Annotated in this window: 24 protein-coding genes, 1 tRNA gene and 1 pseudogene; 7 read left to right on the top strand and 19 right to left on the bottom strand. The window is 52.6% G+C overall.

The features are described 5' to 3' along the window. Positions 1–7 precede the first annotated feature (7 nt). The 3 genes from torD to torC are packed head-to-tail and all read right to left on the bottom strand — an operon-like array spanning position 8 to position 4322. A complete protein-coding gene (torD, locus tag ACJHYR_RS07240) occupies positions 8–607 on the bottom strand; it encodes a molecular chaperone TorD (RefSeq protein ID WP_024042224.1) in 600 nt (199 codons plus the stop codon). Then, a complete protein-coding gene (gene torA, locus ACJHYR_RS07235; protein ID WP_042028126.1) occupies positions 604–3150 on the bottom strand; it encodes a trimethylamine-N-oxide reductase TorA in 2547 nt (848 codons plus the stop codon). Before torA ends, torD begins: the two co-directional genes overlap by 4 nt. Further along, complete coding sequence (torC, locus tag ACJHYR_RS07230) at positions 3150–4322, bottom strand: pentaheme c-type cytochrome TorC (RefSeq protein WP_001586877.1); 1173 nt, start codon at positions 4320–4322, stop codon at positions 3150–3152. Before torC ends, torA begins: the two co-directional genes overlap by 1 nt. A gap of 129 nt (positions 4323–4451) precedes the next feature. On the opposite strand from torC, the gene torR reads away from it, so the two are divergent. Then, positions 4452–5144 carry a two-component system response regulator TorR gene (gene torR / locus ACJHYR_RS07225; protein WP_001120117.1) on the top strand — a complete coding sequence of 231 codons (693 nt, stop codon included), beginning with the start codon at positions 4452–4454 and terminating at the stop codon, positions 5142–5144. Here the strand turns inward: torR and torT are convergent. Beyond that, a complete protein-coding gene (gene torT, locus ACJHYR_RS07220; protein WP_001264958.1) occupies positions 5117–6145 on the bottom strand; it encodes a TMAO reductase system periplasmic protein TorT in 1029 nt (342 codons plus the stop codon). The genes torR and torT overlap by 28 nt on opposite strands. A gap of 82 nt (positions 6146–6227) precedes the next feature. Between torT and torS the strand changes: the two are divergent. Together torS and ACJHYR_RS07210 are read left to right on the top strand one after the other, a co-directional pair. Further along, positions 6228–8971: pseudogene (torS, locus tag ACJHYR_RS07215) on the top strand (TMAO reductase system sensor histidine kinase/response regulator TorS). Positions 8972–9042: 71 nt separating this feature from the next. Continuing rightward, positions 9043–10116, top strand: coding sequence for a 4Fe-4S binding protein (locus ACJHYR_RS07210; RefSeq protein ID WP_000818458.1), 1074 nt, complete (start codon positions 9043–9045; stop codon positions 10114–10116). Between the two features lie 48 nt (positions 10117–10164). Here the strand turns inward: ACJHYR_RS07210 and ACJHYR_RS07205 are convergent, their stop codons facing one another. From ACJHYR_RS07205 to cspG, 4 genes are read right to left on the bottom strand one after another with little or no spacing between them, the layout of a single operon-like run. Further along, positions 10165–10338, bottom strand: coding sequence for a GnsA/GnsB family addiction module toxin (locus ACJHYR_RS07205; protein WP_001019197.1), 174 nt, complete (start codon positions 10336–10338; stop codon positions 10165–10167). Continuing rightward, entirely contained in the window at positions 10328–10558 is a 231-nt protein-coding gene (gene ymcE, locus ACJHYR_RS07200; RefSeq protein WP_001309400.1) for a protein YmcE, read from the bottom strand. Before ymcE ends, ACJHYR_RS07205 begins: the two co-directional genes overlap by 11 nt. Beyond that, the gene (locus tag ACJHYR_RS07195) at positions 10533–10721 is read right to left on the bottom strand and encodes a cold-shock protein (RefSeq protein ID WP_071524879.1); all 189 of its coding nucleotides are present in this window, start codon (positions 10719–10721) and stop codon (positions 10533–10535) included. Before ACJHYR_RS07195 ends, ymcE begins: the two co-directional genes overlap by 26 nt. 10 nt (positions 10722–10731) lie before the next feature. Further along, positions 10732–10944, bottom strand: coding sequence for a cold shock protein CspG (gene cspG, locus ACJHYR_RS07190; RefSeq protein ID WP_000066490.1), 213 nt, complete (start codon positions 10942–10944; stop codon positions 10732–10734). Between the two features lie 285 nt (positions 10945–11229). Here cspG and cspH point away from each other — a divergent pair, with 285 nt between their 5' ends. Further along, a complete protein-coding gene (gene cspH / locus ACJHYR_RS07185) occupies positions 11230–11442 on the top strand; it encodes a cold shock-like protein CspH (RefSeq protein ID WP_000087763.1) in 213 nt (70 codons plus the stop codon). Here cspH and appA read toward each other — a convergent pair. From appA to hyaA, 10 genes are all read right to left on the bottom strand, one after another. Then, a complete protein-coding gene (appA, locus tag ACJHYR_RS07180) occupies positions 11430–12740 on the bottom strand; it encodes a bifunctional acid phosphatase/4-phytase (protein ID WP_001314609.1) in 1311 nt (436 codons plus the stop codon). The two genes, cspH and appA, sit on opposite strands and share 13 nt — an antisense overlap. 79 nt (positions 12741–12819) lie before the next feature. Then, entirely contained in the window at positions 12820–12912 is a 93-nt protein-coding gene (gene cbdX, locus ACJHYR_RS07175) for a cytochrome bd-II oxidase subunit CbdX (RefSeq protein ID WP_000270305.1), read from the bottom strand. 12 nt (positions 12913–12924) lie between these two features. Further along, on the bottom strand, positions 12925–14061 hold the full coding sequence (gene appB / locus ACJHYR_RS07170; protein ID WP_059327875.1) for a cytochrome d ubiquinol oxidase subunit II: 1137 nt from the start codon (positions 14059–14061) through the stop codon (positions 12925–12927). Positions 14062–14072: 11 nt separating this feature from the next. Further along, positions 14073–15617: a cytochrome bd-II oxidase subunit 1 gene (gene appC, locus ACJHYR_RS07165; RefSeq protein WP_000263562.1), complete on the bottom strand. Its 1545-nt coding sequence runs from the start codon at positions 15615–15617 to the stop codon at positions 14073–14075. Between the two features lie 133 nt (positions 15618–15750). Beyond that, positions 15751–16608 (bottom strand): hydrogenase expression/formation protein, encoded by an 858-nt coding sequence (locus ACJHYR_RS07160; RefSeq protein WP_000004927.1) that lies wholly within the window; start codon positions 16606–16608, stop codon positions 15751–15753. Continuing rightward, positions 16605–17003 (bottom strand): hydrogenase-1 operon protein HyaE, encoded by a 399-nt coding sequence (gene hyaE / locus ACJHYR_RS07155; RefSeq protein ID WP_001578118.1) that lies wholly within the window; start codon positions 17001–17003, stop codon positions 16605–16607. Before hyaE ends, ACJHYR_RS07160 begins: the two co-directional genes overlap by 4 nt. After that, entirely contained in the window at positions 17000–17587 is a 588-nt protein-coding gene (gene hyaD, locus ACJHYR_RS07150) for a hydrogenase 1 maturation protease (protein WP_000003627.1), read from the bottom strand. Before hyaD ends, hyaE begins: the two co-directional genes overlap by 4 nt. Beyond that, on the bottom strand, positions 17584–18291 hold the full coding sequence (gene hyaC, locus ACJHYR_RS07145; protein ID WP_001186413.1) for a Ni/Fe-hydrogenase b-type cytochrome subunit: 708 nt from the start codon (positions 18289–18291) through the stop codon (positions 17584–17586). The genes hyaD and hyaC overlap by 4 nt, the downstream gene beginning before the upstream one ends. An 18-nt stretch (positions 18292–18309) precedes the next feature. After that, complete coding sequence (gene hyaB / locus ACJHYR_RS07140; RefSeq protein ID WP_000107386.1) at positions 18310–20103, bottom strand: Ni/Fe-hydrogenase large subunit; 1794 nt, start codon at positions 20101–20103, stop codon at positions 18310–18312. Continuing rightward, positions 20100–21218 carry a hydrogenase 1 small subunit gene (gene hyaA / locus ACJHYR_RS07135; protein ID WP_001058323.1) on the bottom strand — a complete coding sequence of 373 codons (1119 nt, stop codon included), beginning with the start codon at positions 21216–21218 and terminating at the stop codon, positions 20100–20102. Before hyaA ends, hyaB begins: the two co-directional genes overlap by 4 nt. A 426-nt stretch (positions 21219–21644) precedes the next feature. Between hyaA and ACJHYR_RS07130 the strand changes: the two genes are divergently transcribed. From ACJHYR_RS07130 to tusE, 3 genes are all read left to right on the top strand, one after another. Beyond that, positions 21645–21732, top strand: a tRNA-Ser gene (locus ACJHYR_RS07130). Between the two features lie 206 nt (positions 21733–21938). Beyond that, entirely contained in the window at positions 21939–22598 is a 660-nt protein-coding gene (gene yccA, locus ACJHYR_RS07125) for an FtsH protease modulator YccA (RefSeq protein WP_000375136.1), read from the top strand. 90 nt (positions 22599–22688) lie between these two features. After that, positions 22689–23018, top strand: coding sequence for a sulfurtransferase TusE (gene tusE, locus ACJHYR_RS07120; protein WP_000904442.1), 330 nt, complete (start codon positions 22689–22691; stop codon positions 23016–23018). Here the strand turns inward: tusE and yccX are convergent. After that, positions 23015–23293: an acylphosphatase gene (gene yccX, locus ACJHYR_RS07115; protein WP_000048224.1), complete on the bottom strand. Its 279-nt coding sequence runs from the start codon at positions 23291–23293 to the stop codon at positions 23015–23017. The two genes, tusE and yccX, sit on opposite strands and share 4 nt — an antisense overlap. Between the last annotated feature and the right edge of the window lie 39 nt (positions 23294–23332).

Raw genomic sequence — 23332 nt, 5'->3', positions numbered from 1 at the left:
AACGACGTTATCTGTTTTGGTGGTCGCTCTCCACTAACACCAGCAATAACTGGCTTAGTGCCGCGTAAAAACCAAAGCTGTCATACTGACGACAACGCGCAACAAACTCTGGTAACCATTGCCACAGCGCCGTCAGTGTTTTTTCCCGCAAACCGTCGATTCTTCGCGCAGGAACGCTCCCCTCTCCCAGCGAAAAATGCAGATGACTCAACAACTCGAGATAGATCGCCAGATGATCTGCCGGTTCGTTGAAATTGCCGCTGGTTTCCATCCCTGCCTCAACTAACAAACGTTTAATCTCTTGCTCGTCCTGTTTGTAGGCCGATGCATACGGCAGCGCAGCTTGTTTGTCGGTCATCAGAAACAGGCCGCAAAAGTCAGCGGCCAGTTCCAGACGGGCATCGTCACGTACGGTCAGGGCTGCAATACGGTTTTCCAGCTCATTCACCGCCGCAGTGAGCGGCGGTTCACTTTTCAGCAACGAAAACCATTCAGCCATCTGCGCACTGGCGATTTGCGTCAGTTGTTCATCGTCCAGTTCACGGGAGAACAACTGCGCCAGCCAGGCGTAAACACAGGCAATCTGTTGTGCTGTCAGCGTGGTCATGATTTCACCTGCGACGCGGGAACATATTCGCACTGCGCCACCATCTCAACAGGGCCGTTAAACGCCGTCACCTGCTCCACTGTTCCGTTGTACTTCTCAATTTCCACCAGCGTGGTATGCGCACTGGTCGCCTGCGCCAGCTGAGAAGTACCGATGTCGATGGTCAACACGTTGGGGTTACCGTATTTGCACAGCGCACCAGGCTCGCCGCCTTTATCTGGATCGTACCATGCCCCTTCATGAATTCGCGCCACGCCGGGTGCATAACGGTCAGAAACCACTGCCCCTGCCAACACCTGACCACGAGCGTTAAAGACGCGTACCACATCACCGTTACGAATACCGCGTGCGCTGGCATCCTGCGGGTTAATGAACACTGGCTCTTTGCCCGCTACCGTATATTGCTGACGCAGCGTTTCCGACTCACATAACTGCGAGTGAAGTCGGAAATCAGGATGCACAGATTGCAGATGCAACGGATACTTCTGCGAGCCAGGCCCACCGTGGGAGCGTTCGATTTTCTCAAACCACATCGGATGCCCCTGACAATCGTCGTAGTTCATATCGGCGATAGTTTTCGAGTAGATCTCAATCAGGCCACTCGGCGTGCCCAGCGGTTCGAGATCCGGATCTTCGCGGAATGCCTGGTGACGAACAAACATCTGCGGATGGTCAAACTCGACATACTCTTTGTTATTCCAGAAGTCATCAAACGCTGGCAGATGAACGCCGCGTCCTTTGCCCTGTTGTACACCTTCCTGCCAGATGCGTTTCAGCCAGCCCATTTCGTCCAGCCCTTCGGTAAAGGCTTCTTCGCGATTAAAGCGACGGCACAGCTCGCGGAAAATATCGAAGTCGTTGCGCGCCTCGAACTGCGGCGGCACGACCTGTTTCATGGCGATAATGCCACGGTTGGAGTGGTTGCCGTACTGGTCGAGATCGTTACGCTCAAACTGCGTGGTCGCAGGCAGTACGATATCGGCAAAGCGGCAGGTTGAGGTCCACTGATTATCTATGGCGATAACCGTTTCCAGCTTACGCCAGCCTTCAATAATGCGGTTGATCTGCTGATGGCGATGGAACGGGTTAGTTCCGGCAAAAATACACATTTTCAGCGGCGGCAGTTTTACCGATTTACCGTTCCAGTTGATCACTTTCCCCGGTTCGAGGATCGCATCGACAAAACGGGCAATCGGAATGGTGCTGCTGTAGCCTTTGTAATCACTGTTGTCGTGAACAGGCGGAATCGACGAAGAGCCGGAGAAACCACTCAGAATAACGCCTTTACGCCCCGGCGTGCCTGCGCCGTTATAGTGCCAGCCAAAACCAAAGCCACCACCTGGCAGGCCAATTTGCCCCAGCATCGCCGCCAGAACGACAATCATCCACGCCCACTGTTCACCGTGCTGCATACGCTGAACGCACCAGCCAGCAATAATCTGCGTTCTGTTCGCCGCCATCTGCCGCGCCAGCCCACGAATGGTTTCGGCATCAATGCCGGTCAGTTTTTCAGCCCATGCGGCATCTTTCGGCTGACCGTCTTTCTCACCCAGCAGGTACTGCAGGAACTGCTCAAAACCTACACAGTAGTTAGCGAGGAAGTTTTTGTCGTACAGGTTTTCACTGTACAGCGTATACGCCAGCGCCAGTTGCAGCGGCACGTCAGTTTGCGGGTTAACCGCTATGTGCTTCACATGCTCGCGCCCCAGATACTCATGGGTGGATGTGACAACCGGATCGATGCTGATGACCTCAATTTCACCGGCGGCGACTTTCGCTTTTAGCTGCTCGTAATATTCATAAACATCGTGATCCGGGCACCACCAGTTCGCTTGCTGGTTTTTCAGCAAATCGGAGCCCCACAGCACAATGGTTTTGCTGTTCTGCAATACCAGCGGCCAGGAGGTTTGCTGTTCATACACTTCCATCGAACCGACTACGCGCGGCAGGATCACCTGCGCAGCACCGGTAGAGTAATCTCCGCCCGTACCAACGCTATTACCATGCAAGGCAATCGCTTTCGCCAGCATCCCCGAAGCGTTATGGAACATCCCCGTCGATTGCCAACCACTGGCGGTCAGCAAGGCACTCGGCCCGTGCGTTTTCTGCACACGTTCCAGTTCTTCATAGAACATGTCGAGGGCTTCATCCCAACTCACGCGCACAAAACGGTTATCACCGCGCTGGGAGGTGTCGCTCAGATGGCGCTTACGCAGCCAGTCCACACGTACCATCGGGTAACGAATACGCGCCGCGTTGTGTACGTGATCCGGCAATCCGGCGATCATTTTCGACGGATATTTATCCAGTTCGAACGGTTTTGCCGCCACAAAGCGACCCTCCTTCACCGTCGCGCGGATAGCCCCCCAGTGCGACCCGGTAAGAATGCCCTCTTTCGAGGTGACAGCCTCAGTCGCCGCTTGCGCCGCAGTCGCACTGCGCGGCGTTAACAATGACGGCCCCAGCATCCCGGCGACGGTTAAGCCGCCGAGTTGTGCCAGAAAACGCCGACGTGATGCCTGAAAGAGATCGTTATTGTTCATTATTTTTCTTCCTTCTTATCGCCGTGAGCCTTACCTGCGGTGTCAGACGCATTCATTTGCAGATATTTCAACAAGGTGCGTTCTTCACGTTTATCGAGGCTGGTAAAGCCAATCATGCCGTTGAGCGTGCCGATCCAACCGTTAGCGTCAAAGTGAGAGATTTCCGGTGCGCCGTGGCACTGGTTACAGGTGCCGTTGTACAACGAATCAGCATAAGCCCAGATCGGTTTGATATCGTTCACCATGTCACCTTTCTTCATCCACGCAGTGGCCTGCAACTTGCTCCACTCGGTATCAGTGTCGGCAACGGTGGTTTTCTCCAGCGTTTTCACCTGCTGCTGCACATCACCACGAATCGAGGCAACAAAGATGCGTTTGCCAGGGAACTGGGTGAGTACACGCTGACGTCCGGCGCTTTCTGTCCAGCCGGTAATTTCAATTTGCAGCCAGTCGCCGTCACGTTTAAGGACTTTCACTTCCGAGGCAGGCAGCAGAGAACCAGAGGCTTCTTTATCGCCTTTCGCCGCATAAATCGGCTTAATATCAATGGAGTACAGTGTGTCGCCACTGCCATTAGCACTGGCGCGCAGCTCATCGAACTGCTTACGGAAGCCGCTACTCATATCCGGCAACTGGTGGGCAATACCTTTATGACAGTCGATGCAGGATTGATTATCTTTCGCTGCCACCTTCATCTGACGCGCCGCTTCAGGATGCTGCTTCGCATGATCCATCGCGTCGTAGTTATGGCAGGAGCGGCAGGTTGCCGAGTTGTTTTCTTTCATTCGCGCCCATTCACGCTCGGCAAGTTCCGCGCGTTTGGCTTCGAATTTTTCAGGTGTATCAATAGAGTGGGCAATAAAGGTCTGGTAGATATCGTTGCTCGCTTCCAGTTTGCGCTTCACCATGCCTGGAATATCCGGCGGGATATGACAGTCATGGCATTCAGCTCGCACGCCGGAGGCGTTCTGGAAATGCACCGACTGTTTATATTCTTCATACACCGGTTGCATACTGTGGCAACTGACACAAAATTCGGTTGTGCTGGTGACTTTGATCCCAACGTGTGGCAATACAATCAGCGCAATGCCAATCACAATCCCAATAGCGACCAGCGCCAGTACCGACCAACGAGCACTGGGTCGGCGTAGCGCGTTCCAGAATTTCCGCATAATAGCCCCTGTAAAATTATGGTTTAGTGAAGCGATCTTAATGAGTAAATATGAACAGCGGCACTGGTCAGGATGAACGGCTTACGGCAGAATATGAACAGATATGAACAGAATGAGTAAAACTCTCTGATGCCACATCACATTGTTATTGTTGAAGATGAGCCGGTTACCCAGGCGCGATTACAATCCTACTTCACTCAGGAGGGGTATACCGTTTCCGTTACGGCGAGCGGTGCCGGGCTGCGGGAAATTATGCAGAATCAGCCGGTGGATTTAATTCTGCTGGATATCAATTTGCCCGATGAAAATGGCCTGATGTTAACTCGCGCCCTGCGAGAACGCTCAACGGTAGGGATTATTCTGGTTACCGGACGCAGCGATCGGATTGACCGTATTGTTGGGCTGGAAATGGGTGCAGACGATTATGTCACCAAACCGCTGGAACTGCGCGAACTGGTGGTACGAGTGAAAAATCTGCTCTGGCGAATCGACCTCGCGCGACAGGCGCAACCACTCACTCAGGACAACTGCTATCGCTTTGCGGGTTATTGCCTGAATGTGTCGCGCCATACGCTGGAGCGAGATGGCGAGCCAATTAAACTGACCCGCGCAGAGTATGAAATGTTGGTGGCATTTGTGACGAATCCGGGCGAAATTCTCAGCCGTGAACGTCTGCTGCGTATGCTTTCTGCGCGTCGGGTGGAAAACCCTGACCTGCGCACCGTCGATGTGTTAATTCGTCGTTTACGCCATAAACTCAGCGCGGATTTACTGGTGACGCAACATGGTGAAGGTTATTTCTTAGCCGCTGATGTGTGCTGATAATAATAGACCGGACGAAATCCCCCCGGTGACAGCGAGCGGTGGATATGTTCGCGGTCGGCATTTTTCGGCGTCAGAACTAAAATCGGTGGGCTGACATTATCAGACACCGATTGCCCCTGTAATTGCCTGATGGCCTGCTCAACCGCCAGTTCCCCCTGCCAGACCATTTGATCGCTGGCAGCCATAATCACTCTTCCCCGCTTCAGCCCGCGATACACCTGATGTGAAAGATAAAACGATACCACGGTAAGCGGCGTTTTCAGGTTACGCCCTTCCCCCATTGCCGCCTCTGCCGCAATGGCCGTTCCGGCAACGACGTCGATTTCTGGATGGCGCTCCAGCATCTCCTGCAACAGGTTACGCTGGATTTCAATATCGTTATCACCAAGCGCAATATCAACAATACGCACCGGGCTTCCGGCAATGGCTGCGCGAAAACCCTCGACCATCTCCTTACTGCCCCCGGCGTTATCGGGTCCGGGCATCAACAGCACGTTCAGTGGTTTACCGTGCGCCCATTGCACCAGATATCGCCCAGGTTGATAGCCCATCTGAAACCAGGGTACACCAACGCGGCTTTTCACCTGGGGAGCATCAATAGCATTTACCAGTTCGATCACCGGCAGACTTGCTACCTGCTTTTGCAGGTCGGGAAATGACGTCGTGCTACTACCGAGCAAAATGGCCTCTGCGCCCCACTGTTTACACTGGTCGATTTGTGCTTGCTGGGTAGCCAACTGGCTGTAGCCGCCTGCCTCCAGCACTTTTAAATCCACACCGTAGCGGCGAGCAGCCTCCTGCATACCATAGTTCAACGATAACCAGTATGAATCTTTCAGGCTGGGATAAAGCGCGCACAGTTTCCATGCGCGTTTGGCTTTAAGCGGCGTAGAGGCTTGTACCGTGTAATGCTGCGCATCATGCCAGCGCAACAGGTTATCAGCCGAAAATGCCGACAACATGAAAAGGGAAAGAAGTAAAAATAGCAGTACGCGCATGATAGCCTCATCAATAATAAGGCTTTATGCTAGATGCATTCCACTTTGCGACTCAACCTTTTTCACCTTAAGTGCACCGACCGTGAATTTAACCCTGACCCGAAGACTCTGGATGGGCTTTGCCCTGATGGCGCTGTTAACCCTGACCAGTACCCTGGTGGGATGGTACAACCTGCGCTTTATCAGCCAGGTGGAAAAAGACAACACTCAGGCATTGATTCCTACCATGAATATGGCGCGCCAGTTGAGCGAAGCCAGCGCCTGGGAACTTTTCGCCGCGCAGAACCTGACCAGTGCCGATAACGAAAAGATGTGGCAGGCGCAGGGGCGAATGCTCACCGCACAAAGCCTGAAGATTAATGCGTTGCTGCAAGCGTTACGGGAACAAGGTTTTGATACCACCGCTATTGAACAACAGGAGCAGGAGATCTCCCGTTCGTTACGTCAGCAAGGGGAACTGGTGGGGCAGCGTTTGCAACTGCGCCAGCAACAACAGCGACTCAGTCAGCAGATAGTCGCCGCCGCCGATGAGATCGCACGCCTGGCGCAAGGTCAGGCGAATAATGCGGCAACCTCCGCCGGAGCGACCCAGGCCGGGATTTACGATTTGATCGAACAACATCAGCGTCAGGCCGCAGAAAGTGCACTCGATCGGCTGATTGATATCGATCTTGAGTATGTTAACCAGATGAATGAACTGCGCCTTAGCGCCCTGCGGGTGCAGCAAATGGTGATGAATCTGGGGCTGGAACAGATCCAGAAAAATGCGCCAACGCTGGAAAAGCAGCTCAATAATGCGGTGAAAATTCTGCAACGTCGGCAAATACGCATTGAAGATCCGGGAGTTCGTGCTCAGGTTGCAACAACGTTAACTTCCGTTAGCCAATATAGCGATTTGCTGGCGCTGTATCAGCAGGACAGTGAAATCAGTCATCGCCTGCAAACTCTCACGCAAAATAACATCGCCCAGTTCGCGCAGTTTAGTAGCGAAGTCAGTCAACTGGTCGACACCATTGAGCTGCGTAATCAGCACGGTCTGGCGCATCTGGAAAAAGCCAGTGCACGCGGGCAGTACAGCTTGTTATTGCTGGGGATGGTTTCACTTTGCGCACTGATTCTGATCCTCTGGCGCGTGGTTTATCGCTCAGTCACGCGTCCACTTGCCGAACAAACGCAGGCGCTGCAACGCTTACTGGACGGTGATATCGACTCCCCTTTTCCGGAAACCGCTGGCGTGCGGGAGCTGGACACCATCGGGCGGCTGATGGATGCGTTTCGCAGCAGTGTTCATGCACTGAATCGCCACCGCGAACAGCTGGCGGCACAGGTCAAAGCGCGTACAGCTGAATTGCAGGAACTGGTGATAGAACACCGACAGGCACGGGCGGAAGCAGAAAAAGCCAGCCAGGCAAAATCGGCGTTTCTGGCGGCGATGAGCCATGAGATCCGCACACCGCTGTACGGTATTCTCGGCACCGCACAGCTGCTGGCAGATAACCCCGCACTTAACGCCCAGCGCGATGATTTGCGCGCAATTACTGACTCTGGTGAATCGTTGCTGACCATCCTCAACGATATTCTCGATTATTCGGCTATCGAAGCAGGCGGCAAGAATGTTTCGGTCAGCGATGAACCCTTTGAACCGCGCCCGCTGCTGGAAAGTACCCTGCAATTAATGAGCGGACGGGTGAAAGGTCGCCCGATTCACCTGGCAACAGAAATTGCCGACGATGTACCGACTGCGTTAATGGGCGATCCGCGGCGTATTCGTCAGGTCATTACCAACCTGTTGAGCAACGCTCTGCGTTTCACCGACGAAGGGCACATTATCCTGCGTAGTCGCACTGATGGCGAACAATGGCTGGTCGAAGTGGAAGACAGCGGCTGCGGTATTGATCCCACGAAACTGGCTGAAATCTTCCAGCCATTTGTTCAGGTTAGCGGCAAACGCGGCGGCACCGGGCTGGGGCTGACTATCAGTAGCCGTCTGGCCCAGGCGATGGGCGGCGAACTGAGCGCCACCAGCACACCGGAGGTTGGAAGCTGTTTTTGTTTACGCTTGCCGTTACGTGTTGCCACTGCCCCCGTGCCAAAAACAGTCAATCAGGCGGTGTGTCTGCACGGTTTACGTTTGCTGTTAATTGAAGATAACCCGCTAACCCAGCGAATTACCGTTGAGATGCTGAACAACAGTGGTGCGCAGGTCGTTGCTGTTGGCAATGCCGCGCAGGCTTTAGAGGCACTGCAAAATAGCGAACCGTTTGCTGCCGCACTGGTGGATTTTGATCTACCGGATATCGACGGCATTACGCTTGCCCGACAACTGGCACAGCAATATCCGTCGCTGGTTTTGATTGGCTTTAGCGCCCATGTCATCGACGAAACGTTGCGCCAGCGTACCAGTTCGCTATTTCGCGGGATTATCCCTAAACCGGTGCCGCGTGAAGTGCTCGGTCAGTTACTGGCGCACTATCTCCAACTGCCAGCTAATAACGAACAACCGCTGGATGTATCGCAACTCAATGAAGATGCTCAGTTAATGGGGACGGAGAAGATCCACGAATGGCTGGTATTATTTACACAACATGCCCTGCCGCTTCTCGATGACATCGACATTGCCCGCGCCAGTGAGGATAGCGAGAAAATAAAGCGTGCCGCGCATCAGCTAAAAAGCAGTTGCTCGAGTCTGGGAATGCGTAGCGCCAGCCAGCTATGCGCACAACTGGAGCAGCAGCCATTATCTGCCCCCCTTCCACACGAAGAAATTACACGCAGTGTTGCCGCTCTGGAAGCATGGTTAATAAGAAAGACCTGAACACGATTTGAATCAATATCAGCCAGTTAAGAACAACTAGAATAGTGGCATTTGGTATGCAACTTAACGGACTGGCAAAATCATGGCAGAGAAAAAAAGAACCCGCTGGCAGCGGCGGCCAGGCACGACGGGCGGCAAATTACCGTGGAATGACTGGCGCAATGCCACGACCTGGCGTAAAGCGACGCAATTATTACTGTTGGCAATTAATATTTATATTGCCATCACGTTCTGGTATTGGGTGCGCTATTACGAAACGGCAGGTAGTACGACATTTGTCGCCAGGCCAGGAGGCATCGAAGGCTGGCTACCGATTGCCGGTCTGATGAATCTGAAATATAGCCTTGCAACAGGCCAGTTACCGTCCGTCCACGCCGCCGCGATGCTGTTATTGGTCGCTTTTATCGTCATCAGTCTATTACTAAAAAAGGCCTTTTGTTCATGGTTATGCCCGGTTGGTACGCTTTCTGAATTAATCGGCGATCTCGGTAACAAACTGTTTGGTCGGCAATTTGTCCTTCCCCGCTGGCTGGATATTCCTCTGCGCGGCGTGAAGTATTTGCTGTTGAGTTTTTTTCTCTATATCGCGTTATTGATGCCCGCTCAGGCGATTCACTATTTTATGTTGTCGCCCTACAGCGTGGTGATGGACGTTAAAATGCTCGATTTCTTTCGTCATATGGGGACCGCGACATTAATCAGCGTGACCGTTTTGCTGATTGTCAGTCTGTTTATTCGCCATGCCTGGTGTCGTTATCTTTGCCCATATGGCGCGCTGATGGGCGTGGTTTCGCTATTGTCGCCGTTTAAGATTCGTCGCAATGCCGAAAGTTGTATCGATTGTGGCAAATGCGCAAAAAATTGCCCATCGCGGATCCCGGTCGATAAATTAATTCAGGTACGAACCGTGGAATGTACCGGTTGTATGACTTGCGTAGAGTCATGTCCGGTAGCCTCAACATTGACCTTTTCACTGCAAAAACCTGCGGCAAATAAAAAAGCCTTTGCGTTGTCTGGCTGGTTAATGACGCTACTGGTTCTGGGGATTATGTTTGCGGTGATTGGTTACGCAATGTATGCGGGAGTATGGCAAAGCCCGGTGCCGGAGGAATTGTACCGACGCTTAATTCCCCAAGCGCCAATGATTGGGCACTAAATTAGCAACAAGCGGAACATCACCTCGCACGGGGTGATGTTCACAAAATCACATTATTTTGATTTTGACATCATAACTTTCAAGCCCGGTCATTTTTTCTCGTGCGGTGAAGCGAATTTCAGAGACTTCTTTCCCTGTATTCTTGTTCAGCTCGGCGATTTTTTGCGCGATAAAGTCAGCGATTTCCGTTTCGGCTTGTTTTTTTAACTCTTCAATATTCACTGTTAACCTCTTCTGGTCTTAAAAGACAGCAACACGCCAGTAAGGTGTTGGTTCCCGGTACCCTGGTCAGGTAAGAAATGTTATAAGCCATCTCCCCGAAAGATTCAATAATCAACAGGTTATCGCTTACTATACATACAGCGTTGAAGAAAAATAAGGCTGATATAAAAAAGGCTCCACGAGGGAGCCTGATATTATTTTGTGAAATCCAGCGGCGCATGGTCAGTGCGTATTTGCAGCGCGACGTTATCAAAGGTGATCATCGTCGATTTACAAAAAATACACTTTGCCCCTAAAGGATTTCGCTCCGTCACATCGAATGCTGATGTGCGGTACTGTGAACCATGACAACATGGACAGCGGAAATGGAGATGTTGAGTAATAACGGCAACCTTAGAGCGTAACAACGTTCGCTGCCGCGGGACCACGTTGCCCCTGCTCAATAGAAAATTCAACTTTCTGATTTTCGTTCAGCGTGCGGAATTCATTGCTCTGGATGGCGGTGAAATGGACGAAAACGTCTTTGCTGCCATCATCAGGAGTGATAAAGCCAAAACCTTTATCTGCGTTAAACCATTTTACTAAACCAGTCATTTTATTAGACATATTTTACTTCCTTCATTTTGGGCCTTTTGGCAAACAGGGCTTTAATACAGAAACTACTTAGTGTTCAGGAGAGAGACTCAAAAGAAGGGGATAATGCCTGATAATGAGAACTGCTTTAGTAAACTACTTTGTATGCTGTCTGTCTTTCAAACCGACGCAGCTATTAACGCATGATAATTGAGATTAATCAAATTTTATTTTAGCCGTCCGGCGGTCTTAAATATCGCTGGCTTTATTTTATTAACCCCGTATAGTGCAGCGCAGTATTTTCAGTAAGGAATTTGTTTGTCCCGTAAAATGACAGGAATTGTCAAAACCTTTGATCGCAAAAGCGGCAAAGGATTCATTATCCCCTCCGACGGTCGTAAAGAAGTCCAGGTCCATATTTCCGCATTCACTCCCCGCGACGCAGAAGTGCTTATACCAGGATTACGTGTGGAATTTTGCCGCGTAAATGGCCTGCGAGGACCAACAGCGGCAAATGTTTATTTGTCTTGATGGAGAGCGCACGCCGGTATGCGTGCTTCATTCACGATTTGCGTAAAACCTGCCAACGAACACATGCCCTGCGCATTTCGCTCTTCACATCCTGCCAGGGTCAGTTTCACCTCTCCGGGCGGCGTATTTAATGACAGCGGCGTTTTATCACGCATCTGCTGTAAAGTCTGGAAGACCAGCGAAACCTGAATCCACTGGCTGTTATCGCTTAGCCGACGCCAGCGTTCAAACACCAGTTCCCCCCCTGGCGGCGTGTTATCCGGCTGACCTGGAAGCGTCCAGTTGAGCTCCAGTGCGCCGCCGAGATTTGCCAGATTAGTATCGTGTCCGGCAATAAACAGCACTGAAGTGGGTAATGTCACACCATACGCCTGTTTTTGCGGTGGATGGGGCGTCAACGCTGCCATGATCAAATCCAATAACGGGGTGGCGCGACTGCGGGCAACCTCTGGCGTGCGTTGTAGTAAATAAAATTGCGCGTTATGCAAACTTAGCAAGGTGTTCCACTGGTGTGAATCAGTGATCCTTCCCCACCCCGGCTCCGGCATTCCCTGTGCTTGTTGCAGGAGAAATATTTCCGTCAGCATTGATGCGAGGCTTACCGCACCGGTTAATGAAACATTGTCGGCGCTCACCTTGAGTTCCGATGGTAATGCCTGCGTTAATGAACAGCTTTCGTCCTGTTTCTCACGGTTAAGGCACAAGTTTGATTGCGGAAAATTAAGCACCCGTTCCAGTTCGCGAAACGCCGTTTGCCGATGCCCGGTAAAGTCAGCAATTGACCCTCCTGCCCTGCTGAGGATCGCGTCAGTCACGTTCGCGTTATCCAGTTGGCAAACGCCAGTTTTTAGAGGATTAAATAACGGATCGGGACTGGACGTATCTGCCTGGGTATGTACGGTTATTGCACAGTCAGGTGCCAGCCCGGCGGCGAAGGCTTCGCCTGTTTTACGGGTACGCTCGTCGACATCAGCAATAATCGCGACCTGACCAGGCTGCGGGCAGCCCTTTTTCGTCAGCAATCCGTCGGCTACCAGACGCTGGCGTTGGTAATGTCCGAGATAGGCGATCAGCTCACCACCGCGCGGTGTCAGCCAACCCAGTTTTACCGGCCAGGTTGGCCATGCGTCTGGGGTGACATCCTGCATCAGTTGCGTGGCCTTGGTTGGTGCACGCACACCATGACGACTGACAATCACCACACTTTCCAGCTTCAGCTCCGGCTCACTCTGAGCGAATGCAGATTGCGGGGTTAACGGAATCAGAAGAGATAAAAATGGGATCAAGATCGCTTTCATCGATATGTTTCCGCTTTTCATATCCGACATTATTGATTGCCTGATACGACGCTAATGCGCCGCATCAGACTTACGTTCGTTAACTTTTCAATCGCGGGTCCAGCCATACCAACACAAGGGTGGAGAGCGAACACATCAACAAAATGCCGACGAACCAAAGTAAATACCACATTGTTCCTGCTCCTTAGTACAGCTCGTTTTCGTTACGGCGGAGAGTTTCTGTTGTCATGCGCCCCCACATTTTGTAGTAGCTCCAGAGAGTGTAGAGCAACACAATGGGCAAAAATATCAGCACGATTACCAACATGATGCTCAGCGTCAGCTGACTGGAAGTACTGTCCCACAACGTCAGGCTGGAGATCGGACTCACGCTTGACGGCATGACAAAGGGGAACAGCGTGATGCCTGCCGTGAAAATCACGCCAAATTGCATCAATGACGCCATCAAAAATCCCCAACCCGGGCGACCACGATAAATCGCCATCACCGTCAGCAATGGGCAGAAGAACCCCAGCAGCGGGAAGATCCACAGAACGGGCGATTCGACGAAATTATTCATCCAGGCACCAGGTAGCACTGCCACCAGTTTCATTAACGGATTGGAAGAACCGTTAGCATCCTGGGCGAGCAGTACAAAGCCATCAATACCGACCCACAGCCAGTAACCCGCCAGCAAAAAGCACAGCATCACCAACAGTGCAGCGCGTTTAGTCGCCAGCTGTGAACGCAGATGAATCGCACCAACAGTTTTTAGTTGTAACCAGACGCCACCTTGCAAAATCACCATCCCAAGGCTGAGCAATCCGCACAATAAAGGGAATGGCGTCAGCAGTTGCCAAAAGCTGCCGAGATATTCCACGCGTAATTGCGGTGTGAAGGCAAACGGCACGCCGAGCAGCAAGTTGCCGAAGGCAATACCGAAGACTACCGGCGGCACCAGACTGCCGATGACCAGACCGGCATCCCACATTTTACGCCAGCGTGCATCGGCAATTTTTCCGCGATAATCAAAGGCCAGCGGGCGGAAGAACAGCGAGCACAGCACCAGGATCATCGCCACATAAAAGCCGGAAAACGCCGCTGCATACACTCTGGGCCAGGCGGCAAATAATGCCCCACCTGCGAGGATTAACCAGACCTGATTGCCTTCCCAGTGCGCGCCAACGCTGTTTATCACTATCCGACGTTCATCATCATTACGCGCCACCAGCGGCAGCAGACAGCCGATCCCCATGTCAAATCCGTCGGAGATCATAAAGACCACCAGGATCACGCCAATCAGCAGCCACCAGATGAAGCGCAATGTTTCATAATCAAACATGATTTTCTCCTTTACCCCTGTTGCTGCGTCGGTTGTTCACTCTGCATCGCGCTCGGCCCCAGACGGGCATATTTCTGCATCAGGTAGACTTCGGCGATTAAGAACAGGGTGTAAAGCCCTACGATCATGATCAGTGAGAAAGCCAGTTGTCCTGTGGTTAAAGCGGAGTGCGCGAAGTATGTCGGTAAGATGTCCTGTATCGCCCACGGCTGACGACCAAACTCGGTCATAAACCACCCGGCTTCAATCGCAATCCACGGCAGCGGCAAACTCCAGAGCGCCATTTTCAGCACCCAGCGATGCTGGTCGATTTTGCCACGCAGCGTCTGGACAAGCGCAATAAGCATCACCAGTAGCAGCAGGGAACCACAGCCCACCATGATGCGGAAACTCCAGAATACCGGCGCAACCTGAGGTATCGCGCCACGCATCGCCGCCTGGTACTGTGCGGCTGTGACATGATTCATATCCGGCGCATAGCGGGAGAGCAACATGCCGTAACCAAGGTCGCCTTCCAGCTCCCGAAATGCCTGCAACACATGCGGCTCACGATTGCCTTGCGATATTTCCTGCATTAACAGCCAGGCCATACGTCCGCGTTGCAAGCGTGGGTAGGTTTCAGCCATCAAATTCTTCAGACCCGGCACGGGTTTATCTAATGAGTGAGTGGCGAGGATCCCTAGCAGCGCGGGAATTTTGATGGCAAACGCATTGCGTTCTTGATCCTGTTCCGGCCAGGCAACCACATGGAACGGCGCAGGTGCCGGTTCCGTTTGCCATTCCCCCTCCATCGCCGCCAGTTTTACTGGTTGTACTTGCGCGACTTCATACGCAGAACTGTCTCCGAGTTGCAGCGTACCGATAATCGCCAGAGTACCGAAGACGGAACCGATGGCAAACGAGCGTAATGCAACATCGCGCTCCCGTCCGCGCAGTAAATACCAGGCGCTGATCGCCATAATAAACATGGCCCCGGTCACGTAGCCCGCCATTACGGTGTGCACAAATTTCACCTGGCTGACCGGGTTAAAGACCAGCTCGCTGAAGCTGGTCATTTCCATGCGCAGGGTGTCGATATCAAAATGCGCACCGGTCGGGTATTGCATCCAACCGTTGGCATTCAATATCCACAACGCAGAGAGATTTGAACCGAACGCCACCAGCCACGTCACCAGCAGGTGCTGGTATTTATTCAGCCGTTGCCAGCCGAAGAAGAACAGCCCGACAAAGGTGGATTCGAGGAAGAAGGCCATTAATGCTTCCATCGCCAGCGGTGCGCCAAAAATATCGCCCACATAGTTGGAATAGAATGACCAGTTAGTACCAAACTGAAACTCCATCGTCAGGCCGGTAGCCACGCCAAGAGCAAAGTTGATACCGAAGAGCTTACCCCAGAAGCGCGTCATATCGCGGTAGATTGTTTTGCCGGTGACCACGTAAATGGTTTCCATGATAGCCAGCAAAAAAATCAGCCCCAGGGTAAGGGGTACAAATAAAAAGTGATACAGCGCGGTCAGAGCAAACTGCCAGCGCGATAAATCAATGACATCCCACATGCGCACTCCTGTAGGCGAAGAGAGAAAAATAACCCGTTAATGGTAGATCTCCCTCTTTATCCTGAAACTCTACGACCAGAGGTATTCGCCGATTGCGATATTCATAAGCCTGAAAGCGATACTTACCGTCTTTTTACGTCGGTGCAGCTTCCGCCAGCCACTGACATACCTCGCTAAGCCGCTGCGCAGAGTCGACCAAATCTTCTGGCGCTGCCAGCACCACTTCCGGTATTGGGCAGATTTCATAACTTTCCAGTAACGGGCCTTTTAAGGTGTCCGTACAGCGTAAATGCCAGACATGGCGTAACCCCGTGGCGTTGATATAGCTCTCGCCATAGCCAATGGTACGAATCTGAATATTTCCCGGCCCACAGAGACGTGAGAGAAAAAGCCGGTCAGCCTCGCTGATGGGTAATTGCGTCAGATTAATGCTGTGCGGCTGCGCGTCGGGGTTACGTACATGCGCCAGTAACTCATGCGCCAACGGTAGGCCATTCATCAGGCCATCAATGGGCGGCGGTAACAGCGAATCTGTCGGCAAGAGATTTTGCGTTGCCGCCTGCCACAACGCCAGCGGCGCGCAGCCAGCCTCCAGTTTGTCCTCCAGCAACTTTTCGCCGCGACGTCTGCGCACCCGCCATAATCCGCAGAAGATCGCCTCCTGTATTTCACTTTCACTGTCGTCAGCCTGCTGAATGCGCACTGACACTTCCCCTTCCCCGAGAAGTGTATTGATAAAGTGACGATCGTCGGCGTTGAGATTTAACAGATCGACTGCCAGCACCTCGCCCAACGGCGGCTGGCATTCGCTTAGTTGATGTTGTAACTCGTTTAACAGCGCAATCACCTGCGGGCTGTGAGCACATTGCTCCAGGGCCGCCATACTCGGTTCACCATTCACCCGACAGGTGATCGGCAGTGGATTCATGCTGAAACTGTCATCGTTCGGTTGCGTTCCTGGCCCCAGCAGATGGAAAAAAGTTTCGCTCATGAGGCACGCTCCTGTTGTGGTTCGACAAGCCCACGCATCAGGTTTATCAGTTCCGCCCACGGGTGAATACCATTCAGCACGCCGCGATAGTTTCCGCCGGTAAACACTAATGTGGCGGGAAAGCGAAAGACGCCAAAGCGATCGCCGATGGCTTCGCTCTGCTCAAGGTCAGCAATCGCTACCTGCCATGTAAAGTCTGGAAACTCGCGCAATAATTCGCCAATCATTACCGGATTATCGCTGACCTCTGGCGTGCGTTTCGGGTCACTGCTTAATAACACCACGCCGTCTGGCGCTTGCGTAAGCCAGTCGTCAAGACGGGATTCACTGACCGGCGTCCAGCCGCGCGCCAGCATTCGTTGCCACAACGCATCAAATGGCGTGTCGTTGCTCATCTCTGCTCCTCCAGCGTCATCCGGTACTGGCGCAAGCGAATGCCTTCATAATTTTCCATCGACAGACAGTCATAATTGAGACAGCGCGATTCATTAGCCGGTTGCGGCACAATTCCCCATGCAGCCAGCTGCGCCAGCGCCGCCTGTTCCGCTGCGGGCAGTTGCTCCCGTGCCAGTTCGCTCAGGCTACCGCCGTAGTCGTCGAGCATTGCGGGTTGCAGACCGACGAGGGCAATATGTGCTGGCAAATGACCACGTATATCCGCCAGCGCCAGCACTTCGGAGAAGCTGTTCTGGTGCAGGCTCATTTTCTTCGCGCTGAGATAAGCCGGAATGCGTTCTCCGGCATATGTTCGCAGCGTTCCGGGTTCCAACCCGTAATCAATGGCGTCGAGAATCAGCAAGTGGCTGGCGCTTTCGACATACCCCAGCAAGTTCAGTCCCTGAGTGCCGCCATCAACAATCTCGACTTCATCGGGCCAGTGGTAATGGGCATACAACCGTTCCGCCACCCGCACGCCGAAGCCTTCATCGGCCCACAGCAGATTGCCCAGCCCCATTACCACCACGCGTTGCTCGCTCATGAACGCTCCTTGTTACTTATTTTGCCAAATTTGTGGCTACGGTAGCCGTTGACCATGGTGGAGATCACTGTGTCGTCGGACATGATGTCTTCACGCAGCGCCATGTAGACATGACCGATCACAAACGCGCCAATCAGCCACATCCCCAGCCGATGCCAGCTGTGAATGTCCATTGAGTTGCCGCCCGTCCAGTAGAAAAATTCCACCACATAACGGAACGGCGCAAAAATAGCGTACTGGCTGTGTTCGCTGTACAGCGCAAAGCCGGTGATGATCATAAAAACTGACATCAGGAAATAGCCGAACATCGCCGCCTGGGCGATGGGGTTATGGCCTATATCGGCACTCGGACGTTTTGCCAGAAACAGATACCAGCGGATTTCATACCACACGCCCTGCCACCAGCTTTTACGCCATACCGGCACGATAAACAGCTCGCGGGAGTAACGATTGCCAACAAAAGCCCAGTAGATCCGCATCAGCAAGACCACGGTAAAAATCATCCCGGCGCTGAAGTGAATTAACCTGATGTAGCCCATATAGAACAGATACGTCGCCTCGCCGCTGACGGAAGGTAGCGGCTTGCCGATAAAGTAACCGGTGACCATCAACACCGCCATGCATAACACCGTCAGCCAGTGCCATATCCGCACGGGTGCTTCAAAGACATAGTGACTGACAACGTTGTCGCTTTTCTGTTGCATGATGATTCTCCTTCGCTGTTAACGCACCTGCACGGAGATCAGCTCGCTACCGTCGTCGCCCAGCACGTGTGTTGAACAGGCGAGGCACGGATCAAAGCTGTGCAGAGTACGCAGGATCTCCAGCGGTTGCTCGGGGATCGCCATTTTGGTGTTCATCAGCGCCGCTTCATAAGCGCCAATTTGCCCTTTAGGATCGCGCGGGCTGGCGTTCCAGGTGGTCGGCACCACGCACTGATAGAGATCAATCTTGCCATCGCGAATGGCAGCCCAGTGGCCTAACGCCCCGCGCGGCGCTTCGGTAAAGCCGACGCCACGGCACTCTGTCGGCCAGGTTGTAGGTTCCCATTTTTCAGTGGAAGCAGTGGCGAGATTGCCGTTTTTCAGATTGGTCATCAGCTTATCGAAGAAATACTGCAACTTACCTGCGGCCCACTGCGCTTCGTGCGCGCGACACAAAATGCGGCCCAACGTTGACTGGATGCCGGAAAGCGGCAGGTTCAACGCTGACATCATGCGATCGACCGACTCAACGGTCGCCGCATCGCCTTTGTGATAAGCGATTAACGTGCGTGCCAGCGGCCCCACTTCCATCGCGTTACCGCGCCAGCGTGGCGCTTTGATCCACGAGTAGCGTTCCTGTTCATTCAGCTGCTGAATGTTGGTATCGCTGCCTTTGACATCGCCGGGGTTGTACCACGGGTCGGTGATGCCATCGAACGGATGACGCCCAACCTGATCGTTGGGATAACGATACCAGGCGTGATCGACAAACTCCTGCACCTGCTGCGGATCAACCAAATCCACTGGCAGCACATTGTTGAAGTCGCCGTTAATCACCGCGCCGCCAGGCATCAGCAGACTTTTCTCACCAAAGTCGTTGGCAATATCCGGGAATGCGCCATAGCTGAGGACGCATTTATCAGAAAGACCCGTGCCGATTTCGCTCCACGGTTTGTTGAACTGACCAATGGCTAAGGCGTCGGGGATCATCACGTTGTTAATGAAATCCGCCGTGCGGGTGATAATCGACTGCACCAGGTTCAGGCGTTCCATATTGACCGCCCCGACCGCGCCGCTTTCGTCAATGTTAATGGCGCAAGGCATCCCGCCGACAATCCAGTTTGGATGCGGGTTTTTACCGCCAAAGACAGCGTGGATTTTGACAATTTCACGCTGGAAATCGAGAGCTTCGAGATAGTGGGCAAAGCCCATCAGGTTGGCTTCTGGCGGCAGTTTGTACTGCGGGTGCCCCCAGTAGCCATTGCGGAAGATCCCCAACTGGCCGCCTTCAACGAATTTCTTCAGGCGATTTTGTACGTCGAAGAAATAGCCAGGGGATGATTTCGGCCAAGAGGAGAGACTTTGCGCCAGTTCGGAGGTTTTCCGCGGGTCGGCTTTCAGCGCATCTAACACATCGATCCAGTCCATCCCGGCAAGCTGATAGAAGTGCACCAGATGATCGTGGCACCAGAGCGTTGCCAGCATAATGTTGCGGATGATATTGGCGTTGTCCGGCACTTTAATACCGATGGCATCTTCGATGGCGTAAACCGAAGCCAGGGCGTGTACGCCAGTACAGACGCCGCAGATACGTTCAACGAACGCCCACGCATCGCGCGGGTCACGCCCTTGCAGGATGATCTCCAGCCCGCGAAACATGGTGCCGCAGGAGACGGCATTGGTGATCACATTCTGATCGTTAATATTCACTTCGCAGCGCATGTGGCCTTCAATGCGCGTAATCGGGTCGACCACCAGGCGGCGTCCGGCATTATTGATGGTGTATCCCTGAGTTTCGTACTGAGTGCTCATGCCTGTTTATCCTCATTGCCTGGCTGATGTTCGGTTTCTGTAGGTTGCTGGTTATGACGTCTGCGCTGGTCAACGGCGCTGGCGACTGCGTGCACACCAACAGCCGCTGCCACCACGCCAAGCGCGGTTAAACCGACGGTGTCGGCGGTGGAATGAGTACCCATTTGTGGAATATCTACCACGCGGCTGTAGAACGAACCGCGATCCCAGAAACCATTTTCCGCACAACCCAGGCAGCCGTGACCTGACTGGATCGGGAAGGAAACGCCATCGTTCCAGCGTGTGGAGGAACAGGCGTTATAGGTGGTAGGCCCTTTGCAGCCCATTTTGTACAGGCAGTAACCTTTGCGGGCAGCGTCATCATCCCAACTCTGGACGAACTCTCCGGCGTCGAAATGAGCGCGGCGATAGCATTTATCGTGGATTCGCTGACCATAGAACATCAACGGACGGCCCATTCTGTCGACATCTGGCAAGCGATCAAAGGTCACCATGTAAGTAATGATGGCGCTCATCACATCCGGGATCGGCGGGCAGCCAGGTACTTTGATAATAGGTTTGTCGGTGATGACTTTGTCGATAGGCGTTGCCTGCGTCGGATTGGGTCGCGCGGCCTGCACGCAGCCCCAGGACGCGCAGGTTCCCCAGGCGATAATCGCGCTGGCTCCGGCAGCGGCACGTTTGAGTTTCTCAATAAACGGTCGACCGCTGCTGATACAGAACATCCCCTGCTCGCCCAGCGGCGGATTACCTTCTACTGCGAGGATATATTTGCCATTGTATTGCGTGATGATGTCTTCAAAGACTTCTTCCGCCTGGGTTCCGGCGGCAGCCATCAAAGTATCGTCGTAATCGAGGGAAATCAGGGAAAGGATGACGTCCTTTGCCAGCGGGTGAGCGGAGCGGATAAAAGATTCGGTACAGCAGGTGCATTCCAGACCGTGGATCCATACCACCGGAATGCGCGGTTTGTTCTCCAGCGCCCAGGCAATCTTTGGTGCCATTCCCGCGCCTAAGCCCAGCGACGTGGCAGCCAGACTACAATATTTGAGAAAGCTGCGCCGGGTAACGCCCTGACGCCGCATGGCCTGGTAAAATGTTTCCTCGTTATTCATATCGCACGTCTCTTCTCCTTGCGACACCGGCAGGACACCGGGCGCTTATGGTCGGCAAGCGACGTCCCTGTAGCAAGGCAAACCATCGCTTCACGTGAGATGCTGAAAACGAAAGCTCATCCTTCTGCACTGGCGCACGTCGCCAGAAAGTAATGTTAATAAAGCGTAGTGAAATTTTTGCACAAAACAATAAAAACTGTGTGGATTTATCTTTTAGCGATAAAAATGGACCTATTTTTCTTTTTGCCGGGCGGTGGGGATGTTTAGCCAGTTGCTAAACGAGTAAAAGAGAAGGAATTCATGGTGATGAAATGATCAATCTGCTGTTATTTCACGCTATCAATGCACTTTTGGCTGTTTTTCAGGCAAACAAACAAATTAGGGGTTTACACGCCGCATCGGGATGTTTATAGTGCGCGTCATTCCGGAAGTGTGGCCGAGCGGTTGAAGGCACCGGTCTTGAAAACCGGCGACCCGAAAGGGTTCCAGAGTTCGAATCTCTGCGCTTCCGCCAAATAAGATAAGGGGTTAGCTAAATGCTAACCCCTTTTTCTTTTGCCTGTCGAAATTCTCAGGGCGTTATATTTGCTTAATGACCTGATAATCCGCTGTTAAACCTGTTCCAGATCAAATGCGTAAAGATGGGTAAAACTTCTGGGTGCCCTTACGCATTATCATTATGCTGCTTAATTAATTACATCTGTCATAGAGAGTGACTCAATGGATCGTATTGTTAGTTCTTCACATGACCGTACATCGCTGCTTAGCACCCATAAGGTGCTGCGTAATACCTATTTTCTGCTGAGCCTGACGCTGGCCTTTTCGGCGATTACCGCAACTGCCAGTACGGTGCTGATGCTGCCATCTCCGGGTCTGATTCTGACGCTGGTGGGTATGTATGGTTTGATGTTCCTGACCTATAAAACGGCGAATAAGCCGACCGGGATTATCTCCGCATTCGCCTTTACCGGTTTTCTGGGTTATATCCTCGGACCAATTCTGAACACCTATCTGTCTGCCGGAATGGGTGACGTAATCGCTATGGCACTGGGCGGAACGGCGTTAGTGTTCTTCTGCTGTTCTGCATATGTGCTGACCACCCGCAAAGATATGTCATTCCTTGGCGGTATGCTGATGGCGGGTATTGTGGTGGTGCTGATTGGTATGGTTGCTAATATCTTCCTGCAACTGCCTGCTCTGCATCTGGCGATCAGCGCGGTCTTCATTCTGATCTCCTCTGGCGCTATTTTGTTTGAAACCAGCAACATCATTCATGGCGGTGAAACGAACTATATTCGTGCCACGGTTAGCCTGTATGTTTCGCTGTACAACATCTTCGTCAGCCTGCTGAGCATTCTGGGCTTCGCCAGCCGCGATTAATCTCGCCCAGGGTTACTTACCGAGCCTCGCTTTATGCGGGGCTTTGTTTTTTGTTACACTGCCGCCAGTCTGATTAAGGTAGTAATAATTATGCTGATCTTCGAAGGTAAAGAGATAGAAACGGATACCGAAGGCTATCTCAAAGAAAGCAGCCAGTGGAGTGAGCCGCTGGCAGTGGTGATTGCAGAGAACGAAGGGATTTCGCTGTCGCCAGAACACTGGGAAGTGGTGCGTTTTGTACGTGACTTCTACCTGGAATTTAATACGTCTCCGGCGATTCGTATGCTGGTAAAAGCGATGGCGAATAAATTTGGTGAAGAAAAAGGTAACAGCCGCTATTTATACCGACTGTTTCCGAAAGGTCCGGCTAAGCAAGCCACCAAAATTGCTGGCCTGCCAAAACCGGTAAAATGTATTTAATGGATACGAAAATCGGTTAATTCCCCCGAGGGATGATGCGGCTCGCTGAGCACCCGTTCTACACGCGCAGAACGCGGGCCGCCACTCTTTAACCACTGCATTAATTTTTCTACCTGCCCTTCTTCACCGCAGGCAACCACTTCCACGCTGCCATCGTCAAGATTTTTGGCGTACCCGGCTAATCCCAGTTTTTTCGCTTCGTACTGCGTGGTATAGCGAAATCCAACGCCCTGAACTCGCCCGTAAACCCAGGCAATTATGCAGACTTTCGACATTGCTGCTCTCCTTATCCTTAATGGACGCGTTGCAAATCC

It is taken from the genome of Escherichia sp. WS1450 (assembly GCF_046487395.1).
In the GTDB taxonomy this organism is placed as follows: Bacteria; Pseudomonadota; Gammaproteobacteria; order Enterobacterales; family Enterobacteriaceae; genus Escherichia; species Escherichia coli.
The sequence above is the reverse complement of the archived record's forward strand: the minus strand, read 5'-3'. Positions and strand labels throughout refer to the sequence as shown.